Here is an 18,953-nt window from a genome sequence, read left to right on the forward strand (position 1 = left end):
AGGAGCAGAGCATGGCGGACATCCTTGCGAGGTGTCCGTTCCAGGCCGTGTAACATCACCTCGGTGCGCGGGCGGTCATGGTGTTCCACGAAAGCGACCACGCAGTCGGTGCCCCGCTCGATACGGCGGTGCGCCTCGGAGAGCATGGCGTAGGTCTTGCCGACGCCGGGTGCGGCGCCGAGGTAGATCCGGAGCTTGCCGCGTGCCATGTCATCCCTCGAAGCGGTAGCCCATGCCGGGCTCGGTGATCAGATAGCGGGGATGGGAGGGGTCCGCCTCGAGTTTGCGGCGCAGCTGGGCCATGTACACCCGCAGGTAGTTGTTCTTGCTGCGCTGCGAGACGCCCCAGACCTCCTGGAGGAGGTGCTTCTGCGTGATCAGCCGGCCCGGACTGGTCACCAGAATCTCCAGCAGATGCCACTCGGTCGGGGTCAGCCGTACGTCCCGCCCGTCCCTGACGACTCTTTTGGCGATCAGATCGATGCTGAAGTCCGTCGTCTCGACGAGCATCGTCCCGCGCGGGTGCGAGGAGTCATCGGTACGGCGGACCGCGGCGCGCAGCCGGGCCAGCAGCTCGTCGATGCTGAACGGCTTGGTGATGTAGTCGTCGGCGCCGGCGTCGAGCGCGGCCACCTTCTCGTTCGACGCCTGCCGGGCGGACAGGACCAGGACCGGGACCCGGCTCCAGCCCCGCAGGGCCTCGATGACGTCGACGCCGTCCATGTCGGGCAGACCGAGGTCGAGCAGCACGGCGTCGGGCTGACGCGCGGCGGCGAGACGGAGGGCCGTGGCACCGTCGGGGGCGGCGTCCACGCCGTAGTGGCGTGCCTGCAAGTTGATGACGAGGGCCCGTACGAGCTGCGGGTCGTCCTCCACCACGAGCACCCGGGTCATGGGTGTGTGCCTCTCCTGTCGTGCGTCGGCCCGTGCGCGCCGGAGGCGGGGCGACCGACTTCAGGGCGGTGGGAGCCGGCGGGCCGGGACGCCTCCCGTCCCGCCGCCTCCCGTGGGTGTCGCGAGGCCGTCACTGCTTCGCTACGAGGTCCTTGAGCGCGATGTTGAGTTCCAGGACGTTCACGCGGGGCTCGCCCATGAAGCCCAGCGTGCGGCCCTCGGTGTGGTCCTCGACCAGCTGGTCGACCTGGGCGACGGACAGGCCGTTCTTCGCCGCGATCCGGTGGACCTGGAGTTCGGCGTAGGCCGGGGAGATGTCCGGGTCCAGGCCGGAGGCGGAGGAGGTGACCGCGTCCGGGGGGACGTCCGAGGGTTTGACGGTGTAACCGGGCACGGAGTTGTCCTTCACGACCGCGGCCTTGGCGTCCTCGACCTGCTTGATCAGGTCCTTGCTGTCGGCGGACAGGTTGGTGGCGCCGGACAGCAGCAGCTTGTACCGCGTGTTGACGCTGTTGGTGCCGAGCCCGTTGGCCGGGCGGCCCTGGAACCACTTCAGGTCCGGCGCGGGGGTCTCCTGGCCCATCTTCAACGGCAGGTTGTAGGACTGCCCGATCAGGGATGAGCCGACGACCTTGCCGTCCACCTTGATCTCGGAGCCGTTCGCCTTGCCGGGGAACAGCCCCTGGGCGATGCCGGTGACGACCAGGGGGTAGATGACGCCGGTGACCAGGGTCAGCACGAGGAGGGCGCGCAGGCCCGCCCCGAGCAGCCGGGCGGTGTTCACAACGGAGTTGTTCATGGCTCTCAGCCGATCCCGGGGATGAGGGAGATGAGCAGGTCGATGAGCTTGATGCCGATGAACGGCGCGATCAGCCCGCCGAGCCCGTAGACGGTGAGGTTTCGTCGCAGCATGCGGTCCGCGCTGACCGGCCGGTACCGCACGCCCTTCAGGGACAGCGGTACCAGCGCGATGATGATCAGCGCGTTGAAGACGACGGCCGACAGGATCGCGGAGTCCGGGGAGGACAGGCCCATGATGTTGAGCTTGTCCAGGCCCGGGTAGACCGCCGCGAACAGCGCGGGGATGATCGCGAAGTACTTGGCGACGTCGTTGGCGATGGAGAACGTCGTCAACGCGCCCCGGGTGATGAGGAGTTGCTTGCCGATCTCGACGATCTCGATGAGCTTGGTCGGGTTGGAGTCGAGGTCGACCATGTTGCCGGCCTCCTTGGCGGCCGACGTGCCGGTGTTCATCGCCACGCCGACGTCGGCCTGGGCGAGGGCCGGGGCGTCGTTGGTGCCGTCGCCGGTCATCGCGACGAGCTTGCCGCCCGCCTGCTCGCGCTTGATGAGGGCCATCTTGTCCTCGGGGGTGGCCTCGGCGAGGAAGTCGTCGACACCGGCCTCCTCGGCGATCGCCTTGGCCGTCAGCGGGTTGTCGCCCGTGATCATGACGGTCTTGATGCCCATCCGGCGCAGCTCTTCGAACCGCTCGCGCATGCCGTCCTTGACGACGTCCTTGAGGTGGACGACCCCCAGGACGCGAGCGCCCTGCTCGTCGTCCACCGCGACCAGCAGCGGGGTCCCGCCCGCCTCGGAGATGCGGTGTGCGATCCCGTCCGCGTCCTCCGCGACCGTGCCGCCCTGCTCCTCGACCCAGGCGACGACCGAGGCCGTGGCGCCCTTGCGGATCCTGCGGCCGTCGACGTCGACGCCCGACATCCGGGTCTGGGCGGTGAACTCGATCCATTCGGCGTGCGCCAGCTCGCCCTGGTGGCGCTCGCGCAGCCCGTACTTCTCCTTCGCCAGGACGACGACCGAGCGGCCCTCGGGTGTCTCGTCGGCCAGCGACGACAGCTGGGCCGCGTCCGCGACCTCCGCTTCCGTGGTCCCGCGCACCGGCACGAACTCGGCGGCCTGCCGGTTGCCGAGGGTGATGGTGCCGGTCTTGTCGAGCAGCAGCGTGGAGACGTCACCGGCGGCCTCGACCGCCCGGCCGGACATGGCGAGCACGTTGCGCTGGACCAGCCGGTCCATGCCCGCGATGCCGATCGCCGACAGCAGCGCGCCGATGGTGGTCGGTATCAGGCAGACCAGCAGGGCGACCAGCACCACCATCGTCAGGTGCGTACCGGCGTAGTCCGCGAAGGGCGGGAGGGTGGCGCACGCGAGGAGGAAGACGATGGTCAGCGAGGCGAGCAGGATGTTCAGCGCGATCTCGTTGGGCGTCTTCTGCCGTGCGGCGCCCTCGACGAGGTTGATCATCCGGTCGATGAAGGTCTCGCCCGGCCTCGTCGTGATCTTGATGACGATCCGGTCGGACAGCACCTTCGTACCGCCGGTGACGGCGCTGCGGTCGCCGCCCGATTCGCGGATGACCGGGGCGGATTCACCGGTGATCGCCGACTCGTCGACCGATGCGACGCCCTCGACGACGTCCCCGTCACCGGGGATGACATCCCCGGCCTCGCAGACCACGAGGTCGCCGATCGTCAGCCCGGTGCCGGGGATCCGCTCTTCCGAGCCGTCGGTGAGCAGCCGGCGGGCGACCGTGTCGGTCTTGGCCTGGCGCAGGGTGTCGGCCTGCGCCTTGCCGCGGCCCTCGGCGACCGCCTCGGCCAGGTTGGCGAAGATCACGGTCAGCCACAGCCAGACGCTGATCGTCCAGCCGAACCAGTCGCCCGGGTCCTTGAAGGAGAAGACGGTCGTCAGCACGGACCCGATCCACACCACGAACATCACGGGCGACTTGACCATCACCCGTGGGTCGAGCTTGCGGAAGGCGTCCGGCAGCGACTTGACCAGTTGCCCGGGGTCGAAGAGGCCCGCATCGACACGGCCCTCGGCGGGCTTGTGCCCGGTGGGGGCGTCGCTGTGCGGCGCCCGGGTGGGAGTGGCTGTGGACATGGAGCCCTCTGACTTGTCTGTACGGGTGGTCATCACGCCAGCCCCTCGGCGAGCGGGCCCAGCGCGAGGGCGGGGAAGTACGTGAGACCGGTGATGATCAGGATCGAGCCCACCAGCAGGCCGGTGAACAGCGGCTTCTCGGTGCGCAGGGTGCCCGCCGTCACGGGCACCGGCTTCTGCCCGGCGAGCGAGCCGGCCAGCGCGAGGACGAAGACCATGGGCAGGAAGCGGCCGAGCAGCATGGCGAGCCCGGTCATGGTGTTGTACCAGTCGGTGTTCGCGTTGAGCCCGGCGAAGGCCGAGCCGTTGTTGTTCGACGCGGACGTGAAGGCGTAGAGCACCTCGGAGAAGCCGTGCGCGCCGGAATTCAGCATCGAGTGCGGCGGGGTCGGCAGGGTCATGGAGGCAGCGGTGAAGACGAGCACCAGCGCCGGCGTGATGAGGATGTAGCAGGCGGCCAGCTTGATCTCGCGGGTGCCGATCTTCTTGCCCAGGTACTCGGGCGTGCGGCCGACCATCAGGCCGGCGATGAACACCGCGATGACCGCCATGATCAGCATGCCGTAGAGGCCGGAGCCCACACCGCCGGGCGCGATCTCGCCCAGCATCATGCCGAGCATCGTGATGCCGCCGCCGAGGCCGGTGAAGGAGGAGTGGAAGGAGTCCACGGCGCCGGTCGAGGTGAGCGTGGTCGACACCGCGAAGATCGAGGACGCGCCGACGCCGAAGCGGACCTCCTTGCCCTCGTACGCCCCGCCCGCGGCCTGGAGCGCCGGGCCGTGGTGGGCGAACTCGGTCCACATCGTCAGGGCCACGAAGCCCAGCCAGATGGTGAACATCGTGGCGAGGATCGCGTATCCCTGCTTGACCGAGCCGACCATGACCCCGAACGTGCGGGTCAGCGAGAACGGGATCACCAGGATCAGGAAGATCTCGAACAGGTTGGTGAAGGGCGTCGGGTTCTCGAAGGGGTGGGCGGAGTTGGCGTTGAAGTACCCGCCGCCGTTGGTGCCCACCTCCTTGATGGCCTCCTGCGAGGCGACCGCACCGCCGTTCCACTGCTGCGAGCCGCCCATGCTGTGCCCATCGAAGAATTGCCCGACCTCGTGGATGCCGGAGAAGTTCTGGATGACACCGCAGGCCACCAGCACGATCGCGGCGATCGCCGCCGCCGGCACCAGGATCCGCAGGGTGCCGCGCACCAGGTCGGACCAGAAGTTCCCGAGCTCACCGGTGCGTGACCGCGCGAAGCCCCGGACGAGAGCCACGGCGACGGCCATGCCGACGGCCGCGGAGACGAAGTTCTGCACGGTGAGACCGGCGGTCTGCACGACGTGCCCCATGGTCTGCTCGCCGTAGTACGACTGCCAGTTGGTGTTGGTCACGAACGACACGGCCGTGTTGAACGACTGCGCCGGGTTGACCGAGGAGAACCCCAGCGAGCCGGGCAGGACGCCCTGGAGCCGCATCAGCAGATAGAGGAAGAGCACGCCGACGGCCGAGAAGGCGAGCACGCCGCGCAGGTACGCGGGCCAGGTCATCTCGGTGTCGGGGTCGGCACCGATGCCCTTGTAGACCCACTTCTCGACCCGCAGGTGCCTCTTCGAGGAGTAGACCCGGGCCATGTGGTCACCGACGGGGACGTAGACCAGCGCCAGCGCCGCCATGAGCGCCAGCAGCTGGAGTACGCCGGCGAGGACGGGACTCATCTCAGAACCTCTCCGGGAAGATCAGGGCGAGGACGAGATAGCCCAGCAGGGAGACGGCCACGACCAGGCCGACGCCCATCTCGACATTCGAAGCAGCCTCGGCGGTCACAGCTTCGTCACCCCCTTGGCGACGAGAGTCACCAGCGCGAACGCCGCGAGCACGGTGACGACGAAGGCCAGATCGGCCATCGTGAACTCCTGGAGTGAGGTTCGGTGAAACGGACGGTTAGAGGAAAGCGCCCCTTTGACCGAATCGGGTCTGTCGTTGACGGCTCTCTTACGGCGGCACCTACGGCCTTGACGGAACTCTGACGTCGCCCGGCTCACAGGAGCCGGAAGCGGCCGCCCGGTCCTTGATCGACTTGCCGCGCTCATGATCGCGGTGGCCGTTCAGCTGCCCGCGGGTAACACCGTCGATCAGGGCATGCTCCTCACCGAGCAAGAACCACAGCGCCGTGTCTGTCTGCCCGGCGATCCGGAAGGTAGCTTGGTGAGGAAAGCCCCTGAAGGAGGGCGATGCCATGCCGTGGTTCCTGTGGCTGCTCGCCGCCGCGGCGCTGGGCGTCGCGGAGTTCTTCACCCTGACACTGGTCTTCGGGTTGCTGGCGGGTGCCGCGCTGGTCGCCGCCGTGGTCGCCGGTGTGGGCATCGGTCTTCTCGGCCAGCTCGTGGCCCTCGGCGCGGGGGTGGCGGCGGGCCTCTTCCTCATCCGCCCCGTCGCGCTGCGGCACATGGCCCAGCAGCCACTCGTACGCGAGGGCAGCGACGCCCTGATCGGCAAGCGGGCCGAGGTCATGCAGGAGGTCACCGGGACCCGTGGCCTGATCAAACTCTCCGGTGAGGAATGGTCCGCCCGCGCCCTCGACGAGAGCCTGGTGATCCCCGTGGGAGCGTTCGTCGACGTCATGGAGATCGAGGGCGCCACGGCCGTCGTCTACCCCCGCGAACTCCTTCCGTGACCACCCCGCGAACTCCGTCCGTGAACGGCTGAACAGACAGCAACGGAGGCACTGTGGATCCCGTCGTCATCCCCATCCTCGTCGTGGCCCTTGTCGTGGTGTTCCTCGTGGCCTCCAGCGTGCGGATCGTCCCGCAGGCGCGCCGCTACAACATCGAACGGTTCGGCCGCTATCGCCGGACGCTGCAACCCGGCCTGAACCTGGTCGTGCCCGTGGCGGACCGGATCAACACCAAGCTCGACGTGCGCGAGCAGGTCTATTCGTCCGACCCCAGGCCGGTGATCACCGAGGACAACCTCGTGGTGAACATCGACACCGTCCTCTACTACCAGATCACGGACCCGCGGGCGGCGGCCTACGAGGTAGCCGACTACCTCCAGGCGATCGATCAGCTCACCGTGACCACGCTGCGCAACGTCATCGGCAGCATGGACCTGGAGGAGACGCTCACCTCGCGTGAGGAGATCAACTCCCGGCTCCGCGCCGTCCTCGACGACGCCACCGGCAAGTGGGGCATCCGGGTCAACCGCGTGGAGATCAAGGCCATCGATCCGCCGGCCACCATCAAGGAGGCGATGGAGAAGCAGATGCGGGCCGAGCGTGACAAGCGCGCGGCCATCCTGCACGCCGAAGGGGAGCGGCAGGCCAAGATCCTCACCGCGGAAGGCACGAAGCAGAAGGACATTCTGGAGGCCCAGGGCGCGCAACAGGCCATGATCCTGCGGGCGGACGGCGAGGCCAAGGCGGTGGAGCTCGTCTTCCAGGCCGTCCATCGCAACAACGCGGACCCGAAGGTCCTGGCCTACAAGTACCTGGAGACGCTCCCGCACCTGGCGAGCAGCGACAACAACACGTTCTGGGTGATCCCGGGGGAGCTGACCGAGGCGGTTCGAACCGTCACCCGAGCGTTCGGTGACCAGTCGACGGCAGGCCCTCCCACTCCTGGGCAGCCTGCGGAAGCGGCCACCGCCGACGGTCGCGGCACCTCGGACGAGGCCGGGATCCCGCAGCTGGAACGAGGTTCGACGGCATCCCTCGACGCGGCCGCCGCCGCGGACGAGGCCGGCAAGCAGGCCGCCGCGGCGGTGAGCGACGCCAAGGCGGAGGCCGAGGCCGCGAAGTCGGCCCAGCTGCCGCGCCGGGCGCGAGCGTCTGACGATTGAGGCCCCTCGGTTGTCGCCAGGAACCGCTGTGAGAGCGGATGCTGTCGCTGGTGCCGACCGAGAACCGTCTCGCATTCCCGGCCTGGGGCGACGGCGTTCGCCGGTACGACCGCTACGCCGGCCAATGCGTGGCCCGGGACTTCGGAGGACGCAGACTGACGCCTTCTTAGCGGGGCACCGGCATGGACGATCTGGTAAAGACTGCCGGGATCCGGCAATGCGATGAGGTGTCGACGCGGGCAATATAGGGGGCGAGGCGAGCACGCGACGGAGGTCTCGATGCCGGGCACCGGCAGGTGCCCGGCATCCGGCTGCGGAGCTGTGCCGAGGCCGTCGTGTGACGGGGTTGATCGGGGGTTGGACATGTGGACGTTCTTGGAGGCCGTCACAGGCTTTCCGACCTTCCTGTTCACCGTCCCCCTGCTGGTAGCCGCGGGCTTTTGGCTGCTGGTCGCGGTGGGTGCCGTCGGCTCACGCACCTTTGACGGGGACGCCGACCTCGGCGCGCTGGGGCTGGGCGGCGTCCCCGTCGCGGTCGCGTTCTCGCTGTGGACGGGCTTCGCCTGGGCCGGCAGCCTCGGTGCCGTCGTCCTGCTGGAGCCGCTGGCTTCCTCGGGGCCGTCGCGTGCGCTGACCGGGCTCGCCGTCCTGGTCGCCGCTGCCCTGGTCTCATGGTGCGCGACCCGAGCAGTGGTACGGCTACTGCGCCGCCTCCCTCCCGATGAACCCGGGCCGTCATCGCCGCACTGCGTCGGGCCGACCCGCACGGTCCGTTCGGAGCGGGCGGACGACGGCCTCCCCCAGGGCGACCGCCCTCACCCGGAACTTCACGTGCGCCGTCGGGCCGCCTGAGCCGCAGGCCCGCCCCTGCCTACAGGGTTGCCCTCCGGAGACGCGCGGAAGAGCGTGTGCTCCTTTCCGGATGCCGGCATGCGCTCCCTCTCCTGATCCTTCCGATTCCCGAGGACGTCCGGGCCCTTGCCGGTCTCGGGTCCCTCACTGCCAAGGATGCTTCTCATGACTGCCATCACCGTGGGCATCGGCGTGTTCGTCGTCGTCGGCCTGCTCGCCGTACTCGTCGTCTCCCGGCTGTTCCGCAAGGTGGAGCAGGGCAAGGCGCTGATCGTTTCCAAAATGCGGAAGGTCGACGTGACCTTCACCGGGCAGGTCGTGCTGCCCGTGCTGCACAAGGCCGAGGTGATGGACATCTCGGTGAAGACCATCGAGATCACCCGGGCCGGCCGGGAGGGGCTGATCTGCCGGGACAACATCCGTGCGGACATCCGGATCTCGTTCTTCGTGAAGGTCAACAAGACCGTCGAGGATGTGGTCAAGGTCGCCCAGGCTGTGGGGACGGCCCGGGCCAGTGACCGGGACACCTTGCAGGAGCTGTTCCACGCGAAGTTCTCCGAGGCGCTGAAGACCGTCGGCAAGCAGCTGGACTTCACCGACCTGTACACCAAGCGCGAGGAGCTGCGGTACCGGATCATCGAGGTCATCGGTGTCGACCTCAACGGCTACCACCTGGAGGACGCGGCGATCGACTACCTGGAGCAGACGCCGCTCACCCAGCTCGACCCCGCCAACGTCCTCGACGCGCAGGGCATTCGCAAGATCACCGAGCTGACGGCCATCGAGCACGTGCGCACCAACGAGTTCCAGCGCCACGAGGAGAAGGAGATCACCCGGCAGAACGTCGACGCCCGCGAGGCCATCCTGGAGCTGGAGCGTCGGCAGGCGGATGCCGAGATCAAGCAGCGCCGGGAGATCGAGACCGTACGGGCCCGTGAGGAGGCCGAGACGGCGCGGGTGGTGGAGGAGGAGCGGCTGCGGGCGCAGTCCGCGTTCCTCAGGACCGAGGAGCAGCTCGGTGTGCAGCGGGAGAACCAGGCCCGTGAGGTCGCGGTCGCCGCGAAGAACCGTGAGCGGGTCATCGCCGTCGAGAGCGAGCGCATCGAGAAGGACCGGCTCCTCGAAGTCATCGCGCGGGAGCGGGAGACGGAGCTGACGCGGATCGCCGCCGAGAAGGAGGTCGAGGCGGAGAAGCGGGAGATCGCCGAGGTCATCCGGGAACGGGTCGCCGTGGACCGTACGGTCGCCGAGCAGGAGGAGTCGATCAAGAAGCTGCGGGCCGTGGAGGAGGCGGAGCGACAGCGGCAGACCGTGGTCATCGCCGCCGAGGCTCAGGCGCAGGAGAAGCTGGTCAAGGACATCAAGGCGGCCGAGGCCGCCGAGCAGGCCGCCACGCACCGGGCCGCCGAGGAACTGACCCTGGCGGAGGCCCGGTTGAAGACCGCCGACCTCGACGCGCGGGCCAAGCTGCGCCTCGCCGAGGGCGTCCAGGCGGAGGCCGCCGCCGAGGGCCTGGCCGCCGTCCAGGTCCGCGACAAGGAGGCCGAGGTCATCGAGAAGGCCGGCCGCGCGGAGGCCGAGGCGACCGAGGCACGGATGCGGGCCGAGGCGGCGGGCGCCCGGGCGCAGGCGCTCGCCGAGGCGGAGGCCATCGGCGAGAAGCTCAAGGCCGAGGCGGCGGGACTGACGGAGAAGGCGGCGGCGATGGCCGCGCTGGACGAGGCGTCGCGTGGGCACGAGGAGTTCCGGCTGCGGCTGGAGGCGGAGAAGGACGTACGGCTGGCCGGGCTGGAGGCGCAGCGGCAGGTCGCCGAGGCGCAGGCCACGGTGCTGGCGACCGGTCTGGAGAACGCCGACATCAACATCGTCGGCGGGGAGTCGGTCTTCCTCGACCGGCTGGTGTCCTCGATCGCGCTCGGCAAGGGCGTCGACGGCTTCGTCCAGCACTCCGAGACCGCCCAGGCGCTGGCGAAGCCCTGGCTGGACGGCACCGCCAGCTTCACCGACGACCTCGGCCGCGTGCTCGGCTCGGTCTCCACGGCCGACGTGCAGAACCTGACCGTCTCCGCCCTGCTGATGAAGCTCATGAACACGGGCGGCGCGAACGCCGGACAGGTCAAGCAACTGCTCGACAGGGCCGGTGAGCTGGGTCTCGCGGACACCTCGCTCACCGCGCTGAACGGCAGCGCCGCCAAGGTCTGAGCGCCGCCGACGCCTGAGCGTCGCCAAGGTCCGACAGACCCGCGGTCCGGAGCTGCCGCACAGGGGACGGCAGCTCCGGACCGCGTACCTTTCCCGACTTCCTGAGAGGGATCCCATGACCACCGGGACCACGGGCCTGGACACCGGTACGCAGGACGCGTTCGACGCCGGCACGTACGAGGTGCTGCGCGACCGGCTCGCCGCGCAGGCCGCCGAGCTCGCCCGCCGCGCCGAGGCGCTCAACGTCCGCCGCACCGAGGAGTTCGGCTCCACCCGGCTGGAGTTGCGAAGCACCGAGCGGCTGCGCACCGAGCACACCTGCGTGCCCCGCGACATCGTCTCCGTCGGTGATGTGCTGCTCTTCGGCCACAACGTCTTCCTCGGCCTGAAACCGGAGACGGCCGTCGGCGACGTCTTCGCCCTGCACGACCGCGACCTGAACCGGCTGCCCGACGACGCCGTGCCCGGCCTGCTCGACGACCCCGCCTTCGTACGGGAGTTCGCCGCCCTCTACCGCTACTACCGGCAGGCCCACCTGCTCCAGCTCCGCCGTGTCGACGGCAAGGTGCTCGCCGTCTTCCAGACCGGCGAGAAGGCCGACGACATCCGCGTCCTGCGCTGGGCGGTGACCGACGAGGGCCGGGCGACCTTCCTGGACGCGCGGGGCGAACGCGACCACGTCTTCCCGCCCTCCCACGACTTCGCATGGACGGAGACGACCCGCGAGGACCACGTCCTGGGCCGCCACCCGCACGTCTCCATCGAGGGCGAGATCTTCGTCGAGACGGTCGGCGGGACGCTGACGGTCAAGGTCGAGAACAACACCGAGACGGGAGAGGGCGTCTACGCCGAGCCGGTCGCCGAGCCGCTGCAGTCGCTCGCCGACGCGGACATCGCGTACGCGCGCGTGGGAGCCCTCATCCTGCTGGACGTCCTCCCCTACAAGGAGGACGTCCACCGGTACCTGGTCTTCAACACCCTCACCCGGACGGTCGTCCGCCTCGACGGCATCGGGCAGGGGTGCCGCCGCCTGCCCGAGGACCAGGGCATCGTCTTCCCCGGCGGCTACTGCCTGGCGACCGGCACCCACAAGACGTACGAACTCGACACCGTCGACCTGGAGTTCGAACGCGAGGTGCGCTCACCCAACGGTGAGGACGTGCTGTACGCGTTCCACGCGCGGGTGGAGGGCCGCAGTCTGCTGCTGCCGTACAACATGATCCGCAAGGAGGTCGCCACTCCGCTGTCCTGCCACGGCTGGGCCCTCTTCGACGACGGCACGCTGATGGTGCTGCGGGCGGACCCCGCGGGAACGGGCGACGAACCGCAGCGCGTCCACCCGCTCCAACTGTGGAACTCCCCGTACGTCTCCGACACCTACGCCGCGGCCCAGCCGCTCGGCACCGGCCCGCTCGCCCGCGTCGGCAACGCCGACCTCGTCCGGGGTATCTCCGACTGTCTTTCCATCGCGGGCGCCGTCGCCGAGACGACCCCGACGAGCGCGGTGTACGAGGCGCTGGCCGGCGCCTGCGTCCGGGCCGCCGACTCCTACCACTGGCTGCGCGAGCCCGAGCTCGGCGAGCTGCACGAGCCGCTCACACAGGTCCGGGTCACCGCCGAGCAGGTACTGGCCGAGTTCGAGACCGTCCAGGCCCTCACCCGGCAGGCGGCCGACGCGCTCGGCGAGGCGGCGGTCCGGGTCGCCACGGTGGTGCGGCGGCTGCGCGGCGAGGCCCCGCGCGGCGCCGCCGCCTGGGTGGCGGGTCTGACCGAACTCCGGCACGCACAGGGGCACCTGCTCACCCTCAAAGGCATGCGGTACGTGGACACGGCCCGCATCGACGACATGGTCGCGGACGTCGAGGCCGACCTCGCCGGCTTCGGGCAGCGGGCCGTCACCCACCTCGCCCGCGAGGATGCCTTCGCCGGTCAGCAGGCCGACATCGAGCGACTCATCGCCGACGTCGAGGCGATCACCACCGTTGCCGAGGCCGCGCCTCTCGCCACCCGCATCGACGACATCGGCGACCAGCTGGGCACGGTGACCGAGGTCGTCGCCGGGCTCGACATCGGCGACGCCACCGTCCGTACGGCAGTCCTGGAGCGGATCGCCGAGACGCTGGGCGGCGTCAACCGCGCCCGCGCCACCCTCGACGGCCGCCGCCGCGCACTCCTCGACCGCGAGGGGCGCGCCGAGTTCGCCGCCGAGTTCGCGCTGCTGGGCCAGGCCGTCACCGGTGCGCTCGCCATGGCCGACAGTCCCGAGGCGTGCGACGAGCAGCTCGCCCGCATGCTCGTACGGGTGGAGGAACTGGAGGCCCGGTTCGCCGAGTTCGACGACTTCCTCGGCGAGCTCGCGGACAAGCGCGACGAGATCCATGAGGCGTTCTCCGCCCGCAAGCAGAACCTCGCCGACGCCCGCGCCCGCCGCGCCGAACGCCTCGCCGAGTCGGCGATGCGTGTCCTTGGGACGGTCACCCGCCGCGCCGTCACGCTCACCGACGCGGACGCCGTCGCCACGTACTTCACGTCCGACCCGATGCCCGCCAAGGTCCGCCGCATCGCCGACGAACTGCGGCAACTCGGCGACCAGGTCCGGGCGGAGGAACTGGACGGCCGCCTCAAGGCCGCCCGCCAGGAGGCCCTGCGAGCCCTGCGCGACCGCACCGACCTGTACACCGACGACGGCCGCACGATCCGCCTGGGCACCCACCGCTTCGCCGTGAACACCCAGCCGCTCGACCTCACCCTCGTCCCGCACGGCGACGGCCTGGCCTTCGCGATCACCGGCACCGACTACCGCTCCCCGGTGACGGACCCCGACTTCGCCGCGACCCGCCCGTACTGGGACCGCCCGCTGCCGTCGGAGTCCCCGGAGGTCTACCGCGCCGAACACCTCGCCGCCCGGCTGCTCGACGAGCACGGCCCGGCGGCCCTCGCCGAGGCCGACCTGACCGCCCTCGTACGCCGGGCGACGCAGGAGGCGTACGACGAGGGATACGAGCGCGGAGTCCACGACCACGACACGGTCCTGATCCTCACCGCGCTGCTCCGCCTGCACGGGGACGCGGGCCCCCTCCGCCACGAGCCGGTGGCCCGCGCGGCCGCCCAGCTGTTCTGGGCACACGGCACGACGGCCGGGGAGCGCGAGGCGTGGACCCGTCGGGCCGTGTCACTGGCCCGCGCGCGGGAGACGTTCGGGCTCGCGCCCGCGATCGCCGACCTGCGGGGAGAGCTGGCGGAAGCGATCGGCGGAGAATCCGCGGACGCTGCCTCCGCCTACCTCTTCGAGGAACTCACCGGCGGCCCCGACGGCTTCGTCATCAGCGCCGGTGCCCGCACGCTGCTCGACAAGTTCCGCCGCACGGTGGGCACGCCGGCGTACGACGAGGATCTCGCCGCTCTCGGCGACCTGGGGACACGCCGGCAGCTGGTCGAGGCGTGGCTGTCCTCGTACGCCGCCGCCACCGGCGCGGACATCACGCCCGGTGACCTGGCGGAGGCGGTGGCCGCCGAGCTGTGCCCCGATCTGACCCGCTACGAGTCGGACGCGCCTCTCACCGAGACGGTCGAGGGGCTGCTCGGCACCCACCCCCGCCTCACCGGCGGCACGCTCACGGTCCGCGTCGACGAACTCCTCGCGAGGACAAGGGCGTTCCGGACCTACGAGGTGCCCGCCCACCGCGCCTACCAGCGTCACCGTACGGCCCTGACGGCCGCCGAACGCGCCCGGCTGCGCCTGGACGAACACCGCCCGAGGATCATGTCCGCGTTCGTCCGGGGCCGGCTCATCGACGAGGTGTACCTGCCGCTCATCGGCGACAGCCTCGCCAGGCAACTCGGCACCACGGGCGAGACCAGGCGCACCGACACCGGCGGCCTGCTGCTGCTCGTCTCCCCGCCCGGCTACGGCAAGACGACTCTCATGGAGTACGTCGCCGACCGGCTCGGCCTGATGCTGGTGAAGATCAGCGGTCCCGCCCTCGGGCACGCGGTGACCTCGCTCGACCCCACGGAGGCCCCCAACGTCACCGCCCGCCGGGAGATCGAGAAGATCAACTTCGCGCTGGAGGCGGGCAACAACACCCTCCTGTACCTGGACGACATCCAGCACACCTCGCCCGAGCTGCTACAGAGGTTCATCCCGCTGTGCGACGCCACCCGCCGCGTCGACGGCGTCAAGGACGGCGAGCCACACACGTACGACCTGCGCGGCAAGCGCTTCGCCGTCTGCATGGCCGGCAACCCCTACACCGAGTCCGGCAGCCGCTTCCGCATCCCCGACATGCTCGCCAACCGGGCCGACGTGTGGAACCTCGGTGACGTCCTCACCGGCAAGGAGGACGCCTTCGCGCTCAGCTTCATCGAGAACGCCCTCACCGCCAACCCGGTCCTCGCCCCGCTCGCGGGCCGTGACCGCGCCGACCTCGATCTGCTGATCCGGCTCGCCGAGCACGACCCCACGGCCCGTGCCGACCGACTCACCCACCCGTACGCCCCCGCCGAGCTGGAGCGGATCCTCGCGGTCCTGCGCCACCTGTTCACGATCCGAGGGACGGTCCTGGCGGTGAACGCCGCGTACATCGCCTCCGCCGCGCAGTCGGACACCACCCGCACCGAGCCGCCCTTCCAGCTCCAGGGCTCCTACCGCAACATGAACAAGATCGCCCAGCGCGTCCAGCCGGTCATGAACGACACCGAGCTGGCCGCCCTGATCGACGACCACTACACGGCCGAGGCCCAGACCCTCACCACCGGCGCCGAGTCCGGCCTCCTCAAGCTGGCCGAACTGCGCGGCACGCTCACCCCTGAACAGGCCGCCCGCTGGACGGAGTTGAAGGCGGCGTACGTCCGCACCCAGGCCCTCGGCGGCCCGGACGACGACCACCTCACCCGCGCGGTCGCCGCCCTCGGCCTCCTCGCCGACCGGATCGCCGCCGTCGAGTCGGCCATCGCGCGGGCCGCCGATCCCCGCAACCTGCTCGCGAATCCGAACGCCCGGCACGCGGCCCACCCCGTACGCGACACCAAGGAGAACTGAGATGCCCATGGCATAGCGATACGTTTCCGCTGCGGTAACGACCCCCTCGTCCTCCCCGAAGTCCGGAGTTGCTGTCTCGCGGTCGCCGGAGCTGTTCGGCTGACCGACCGGCTCCGATGAAGGAAGGTGTCGACATGCACGGCAACCGCTCTACCACTGGATCGGTCTGGCCGTCTCCAGCGCCCTGATGCCGCTGCCGGCGATCGCGCTCCTGCGGGGACGGGTTCCTCCGTGGAGGCGCCGGAACGCCGGAGGTCTGCGTGCCCGTGCCTACGGACTTCTGTGCCTGTACGGCGGCATGCTGGCCAACTCGCGTCACACCATGGCAAGACGGTCCACCAGTAGCGCCACCCTGCGCTCGGTGTCCTCCGGCGGGAGCCGTCGCGCCCGGGTCAGCGTGGCCAGTCCGTGCAGGGCCGCCCAGAACGTCTCGGTGAACAGTGCCGGGTGGACACGGTCCCCGGCGACCTCGTCGAGGTTCTCCAGCAGGGCGGCGAAGGCGTCCTTCAGCGGCTCGGGGGTGTCCTCGTGTGCGAACGCCAGGCCGCCGTCGAGCTGGAACATGGCGTCGTAGACCGCCGGGTTGCGTTCGGCGAAGTCGAGGTAGGTGCGGGCGAGGGCGGTGACCCGGGCGCGGGGGCCGTCCGCGGCGGAGGTCGCGGCCCGCAGCGCCGCGGCCATCTCGGCGGCGCCCTGGAGGGCGACGGCGCCGATGATCTCGCGCTTGCCGCGGAAATGGCTGTAGAGGACGGGCTGGCTGTATTCGATGCGCTCGGCGAGCCGGCGGGTGGTGACCGCGTCCCAGCCCTGCTGCTCGGCGAGTTCACGGGCCGTCGCCACGATGAGGTGTTCGCGCTCCGCCCGTTCGCGCTGCTTGCGTTCCTGTACCGACATAGCCCGATCCTAGCACCGCTAGACAATCGAGCGGCAGCAGCGCTAGCGTTGCCTCGTCATCTAGCGGCGCTAGATCCCTGGAGGGGTCATCATGCTCAACGCACTCGAGGTGTTCACCACCGTGGTCGTCGGCCTGATGGTGGGGGTGGAGTTATCCGTCGCCTTCGTCATCAACCCGATCCTCAACGGACTCCCCGAGGACAGCGGCGTACTCGGCCGCGCCCACGGGGGCCGGATGCTCGGCGCCGTGATGCCGGTCTGGTACATCACCTCGCTCGTCCTCACCGCGGTGTGGGCCGTCGCCGGATGGCACCACCCCGGCGTCGGCCTCGTCGTCATCGCTGCCGCGCTGCTGATCCTGAGCGTGATCATGTCGCTTCTGCTGCTCGTCCCGATCAACAACCGAGGCAAGACGTGGACCCCGGAGAACCGGCCCGAGGACTGGAAGGAGCAGAGGAACCGCTGGGACCGCTTCCACTACGTCCGCGTCGCCGTCATCATCGCCGCCTTCACCCTGCTGGTCGCCGCCCTCACCTGAGCCCGCGGGCCGACACCGGGCAGGTGGGCACACGCGCTGCGACAGGACAGCCCGTCTCGCTCGCCGGAATCAGCCCTCACCTGCCTGCGCGACAGATGTGCGCAGCAACTGGGCCATTGATCGGCCGGCCACCCGCAGCGGTTCTGGATCACGAGCAGTCCGGCTGAGCATGAACGCCCCCTCAAGCATCATGATCATCGAGTAGGCGAGCGATCGTGCCGCCGTTGGGTCGACCACCCAACGGCCGAACCACTGCGCCGCGGCGTCGACCCACTCCTCGAACACCTCTGCCGTCGCGGCCCGCAGCACCTCATTGCTGCTGGCGACCTCCAATGCGACCGTCCCGATCGGGCATGCGTCTGCGTAGTCGGCCGCGGCAAGGTCGTCCGCGGCTGCCTCGAAGGCGTGCACGAGGGATTCGGCAGGGTCCGGCACACTGTCCAGCAGAGCCAACACCATTCGGCCGTACTCGGGACCGGACGTGCGGATCATGTCCTCGGCCAGTTGCTGCTTGCCGCCGGGGAAGAAGTGATAGATCGAGCCGAACGGCGCTTCTGCCTCCGTCGCGACCCGCTTGAGGCCGGTCGCCGAGTAGCCGTGGCGGCGGAACAGCATCGCGGCAGCACCCTGGATCCTGGCTCGTGTGTCCGATTGTCCCATTGCCCGCTGCTCTCCCTGCCTCCAAGATTGCAGTAGAACAATCTATCAAATGGGGGTCTGATGCCGAGGATCGAGCTGTCGTCCGGACCGGTTGACTACCAGGACACCGGCGGTGAAGGGCCAGTGCTGGTGTTCGGCCACGGTATGCCGATGAACGAGACCCAGTGGCGCAAGGTGGTCCCGCTGCTGGACGGATACCGCTGTGTCCTGCCTACGCTGCCTCTCGGCGGTCACCGCCGGCCGATGAATCCGGACGCCGACCTGTCCCAGCGTGGTGTCGCCCGGCTCCTGGGCGAGTTCATCGAACGGCTCGGCCTGGACCAGGTGACCCTCGTCCTCAACGACTGGGGCGGGGGCCAGTTCCTGGTGTCGGAAGGGCAGGACCAGCGGCTCGCGCGCCTGGTGCTGGTGGCCTGCGAGGCCTTCGACAACTTTCCCCCCGGGCCCGCCAAGGCGATGGCCCAGGTATGCAGGGTCCCCGGCGCAGTCTGGCTCCTGACCCGACTCATGGGCATCCCCGCGTTCCGCCACAACCGGGCCGGATACGGTGGGATGAGCCTGCGCGGGATCCCCGACGAGATCATGGACGACTGGTTCGCTCCCGCCACCCGCAGCAGGGCCATTCGCAAGGACCTCGCCAAGTTCGCCACCGGAGCACCCGACCGCAGGACACTGCTGGCCTGGAGCGAGCGACTGCGTGCGTTCGACCGCCCGGTACTGGTCGTCTGGGCGACCGAGGACAGACTGATGCCGCGTGAGCACGGCCCCCGCCTGGCCGAGTTGTACCCGCAGGGCCGGCTGATCGAGATCGCCGACTCGTCCACCCTCATCCCAGAGGACCAACCCGAACGACTTGCCGACGTGCTGACGGACTTTCTTGTCCAGACCGGAGCAGAGCCGATCCGACACGCCGACTGAGTGCGAGGGCCGCAGGTGAGGGTGGCGGGCCATGATCGTCAGGATGTCCGCTGTCCGCTGTCCGGCGTCGGGACGGCCGAGGATCCGGTTCAGCCAGGCAGGGCCGCCGTACAGCCCGGCCATGGGGTGTCTGTGGCCGTCGAAGAACTCCAGCAGTCCGTCCCGTCGCATGTCCGCGCGGCTGATCCGCTGCCACGGAAGGAACCTGACGGTCCA

15 protein-coding genes and 1 pseudogene are annotated in these 18,953 nt (G+C 69.9%); 7 read left to right on the top strand and 9 right to left on the bottom strand.

The window, feature by feature from the left end; genetic code table 11:
* Nucleotides 1-11 precede the first annotated feature (11 nt).
* The 7 genes and pseudogenes from ALMP_RS28090 to ALMP_RS28120 form a co-directional block, all read right to left on the bottom strand.
* A pseudogene (locus ALMP_RS28090) lies at nucleotides 12-209 on the bottom strand (sensor histidine kinase KdpD); the annotation flags it as partial.
* Nucleotide 210: 1 nt separating this feature from the next.
* Complete coding sequence (locus tag ALMP_RS28095) at nucleotides 211-894, bottom strand: response regulator (RefSeq protein ID WP_264933301.1); 684 nt, start codon at nucleotides 892-894, stop codon at nucleotides 211-213.
* A 130-nt stretch (nucleotides 895-1,024) separates the two neighbouring features.
* On the bottom strand, nucleotides 1,025-1,693 hold the full coding sequence (locus ALMP_RS28100) for a potassium-transporting ATPase subunit C (RefSeq protein ID WP_264933303.1): 669 nt from the start codon (nucleotides 1,691-1,693) through the stop codon (nucleotides 1,025-1,027).
* Nucleotides 1,694-1,698: 5 nt separating this feature from the next.
* On the bottom strand, nucleotides 1,699-3,801 hold the full coding sequence (gene kdpB / locus ALMP_RS28105; RefSeq protein ID WP_264933494.1) for a potassium-transporting ATPase subunit KdpB: 2,103 nt from the start codon (nucleotides 3,799-3,801) through the stop codon (nucleotides 1,699-1,701).
* A 32-nt stretch (nucleotides 3,802-3,833) separates the two neighbouring features.
* Nucleotides 3,834-5,510 (bottom strand): potassium-transporting ATPase subunit KdpA, encoded by a 1,677-nt coding sequence (kdpA, locus tag ALMP_RS28110; protein ID WP_264933305.1) that lies wholly within the window; start codon nucleotides 5,508-5,510, stop codon nucleotides 3,834-3,836.
* Between the two features lies 1 nt (nucleotide 5,511).
* Entirely contained in the window at nucleotides 5,512-5,589 is a 78-nt protein-coding gene (kdpF, locus tag ALMP_RS28115; RefSeq protein ID WP_375803544.1) for a K(+)-transporting ATPase subunit F, read from the bottom strand.
* A 210-nt stretch (nucleotides 5,590-5,799) separates the two neighbouring features.
* A complete protein-coding gene (locus ALMP_RS28120) occupies nucleotides 5,800-6,033 on the bottom strand; it encodes a hypothetical protein (RefSeq protein WP_264933307.1) in 234 nt (77 codons plus the stop codon).
* Between ALMP_RS28120 and ALMP_RS28125 the strand changes: the two genes are divergently transcribed.
* From ALMP_RS28125 to ALMP_RS28145, 5 genes are all read left to right on the top strand, one after another.
* A complete protein-coding gene (locus ALMP_RS28125; protein WP_264933308.1) occupies nucleotides 6,032-6,469 on the top strand; it encodes an NfeD family protein in 438 nt (145 codons plus the stop codon). The genes ALMP_RS28120 and ALMP_RS28125 overlap by 2 nt on opposite strands.
* Before the next feature lie 53 nt (nucleotides 6,470-6,522).
* Nucleotides 6,523-7,632, top strand: a complete 1,110-nt coding sequence (locus ALMP_RS28130; protein WP_264933309.1) for an SPFH domain-containing protein — start codon at nucleotides 6,523-6,525, stop codon at nucleotides 7,630-7,632.
* Nucleotides 7,633-7,995: 363 nt separating this feature from the next.
* The gene (locus tag ALMP_RS28135) at nucleotides 7,996-8,484 is read left to right on the top strand and encodes a hypothetical protein (RefSeq protein WP_264933310.1); all 489 of its coding nucleotides are present in this window, start codon (nucleotides 7,996-7,998) and stop codon (nucleotides 8,482-8,484) included.
* Between the two features lie 165 nt (nucleotides 8,485-8,649).
* Nucleotides 8,650-10,686 (top strand): flotillin family protein, encoded by a 2,037-nt coding sequence (locus ALMP_RS28140; RefSeq protein WP_264933312.1) that lies wholly within the window; start codon nucleotides 8,650-8,652, stop codon nucleotides 10,684-10,686.
* Nucleotides 10,687-10,801: 115 nt separating this feature from the next.
* On the top strand, nucleotides 10,802-15,727 hold the full coding sequence (locus ALMP_RS28145) for a DNA repair ATPase (protein WP_264933314.1): 4,926 nt from the start codon (nucleotides 10,802-10,804) through the stop codon (nucleotides 15,725-15,727).
* Between the two features lie 315 nt (nucleotides 15,728-16,042).
* Here ALMP_RS28145 and ALMP_RS28150 read toward each other — a convergent pair whose 3' ends face one another.
* Nucleotides 16,043-16,621, bottom strand: a complete 579-nt coding sequence (locus ALMP_RS28150; protein WP_264933316.1) for a TetR/AcrR family transcriptional regulator — start codon at nucleotides 16,619-16,621, stop codon at nucleotides 16,043-16,045.
* Nucleotides 16,622-16,712: 91 nt separating this feature from the next.
* Here ALMP_RS28150 and ALMP_RS28155 point away from each other — a divergent pair, with 91 nt between their 5' ends.
* Complete coding sequence (locus ALMP_RS28155) at nucleotides 16,713-17,159, top strand: DUF1772 domain-containing protein (protein WP_264933318.1); 447 nt, start codon at nucleotides 16,713-16,715, stop codon at nucleotides 17,157-17,159.
* 69 nt (nucleotides 17,160-17,228) lie between these two features.
* Here the strand turns inward: ALMP_RS28155 and ALMP_RS28160 are convergent, their stop codons facing one another.
* Complete coding sequence (locus ALMP_RS28160; RefSeq protein WP_264933319.1) at nucleotides 17,229-17,774, bottom strand: TetR/AcrR family transcriptional regulator; 546 nt, start codon at nucleotides 17,772-17,774, stop codon at nucleotides 17,229-17,231.
* Between the two features lie 105 nt (nucleotides 17,775-17,879).
* On the opposite strand from ALMP_RS28160, the gene ALMP_RS28165 reads away from it, so the two are divergent.
* Nucleotides 17,880-18,737, top strand: a complete 858-nt coding sequence (locus tag ALMP_RS28165) for an alpha/beta fold hydrolase (RefSeq protein ID WP_264933321.1) — start codon at nucleotides 17,880-17,882, stop codon at nucleotides 18,735-18,737.
* The last annotated feature ends 216 nt before the right edge of the window (nucleotides 18,738-18,953 follow it).

The organism is Streptomyces sp. A012304 (genome assembly GCF_026008495.1).
In the GTDB taxonomy this organism is placed as follows: Bacteria; Actinomycetota; Actinomycetes; order Streptomycetales; family Streptomycetaceae; genus Streptomyces.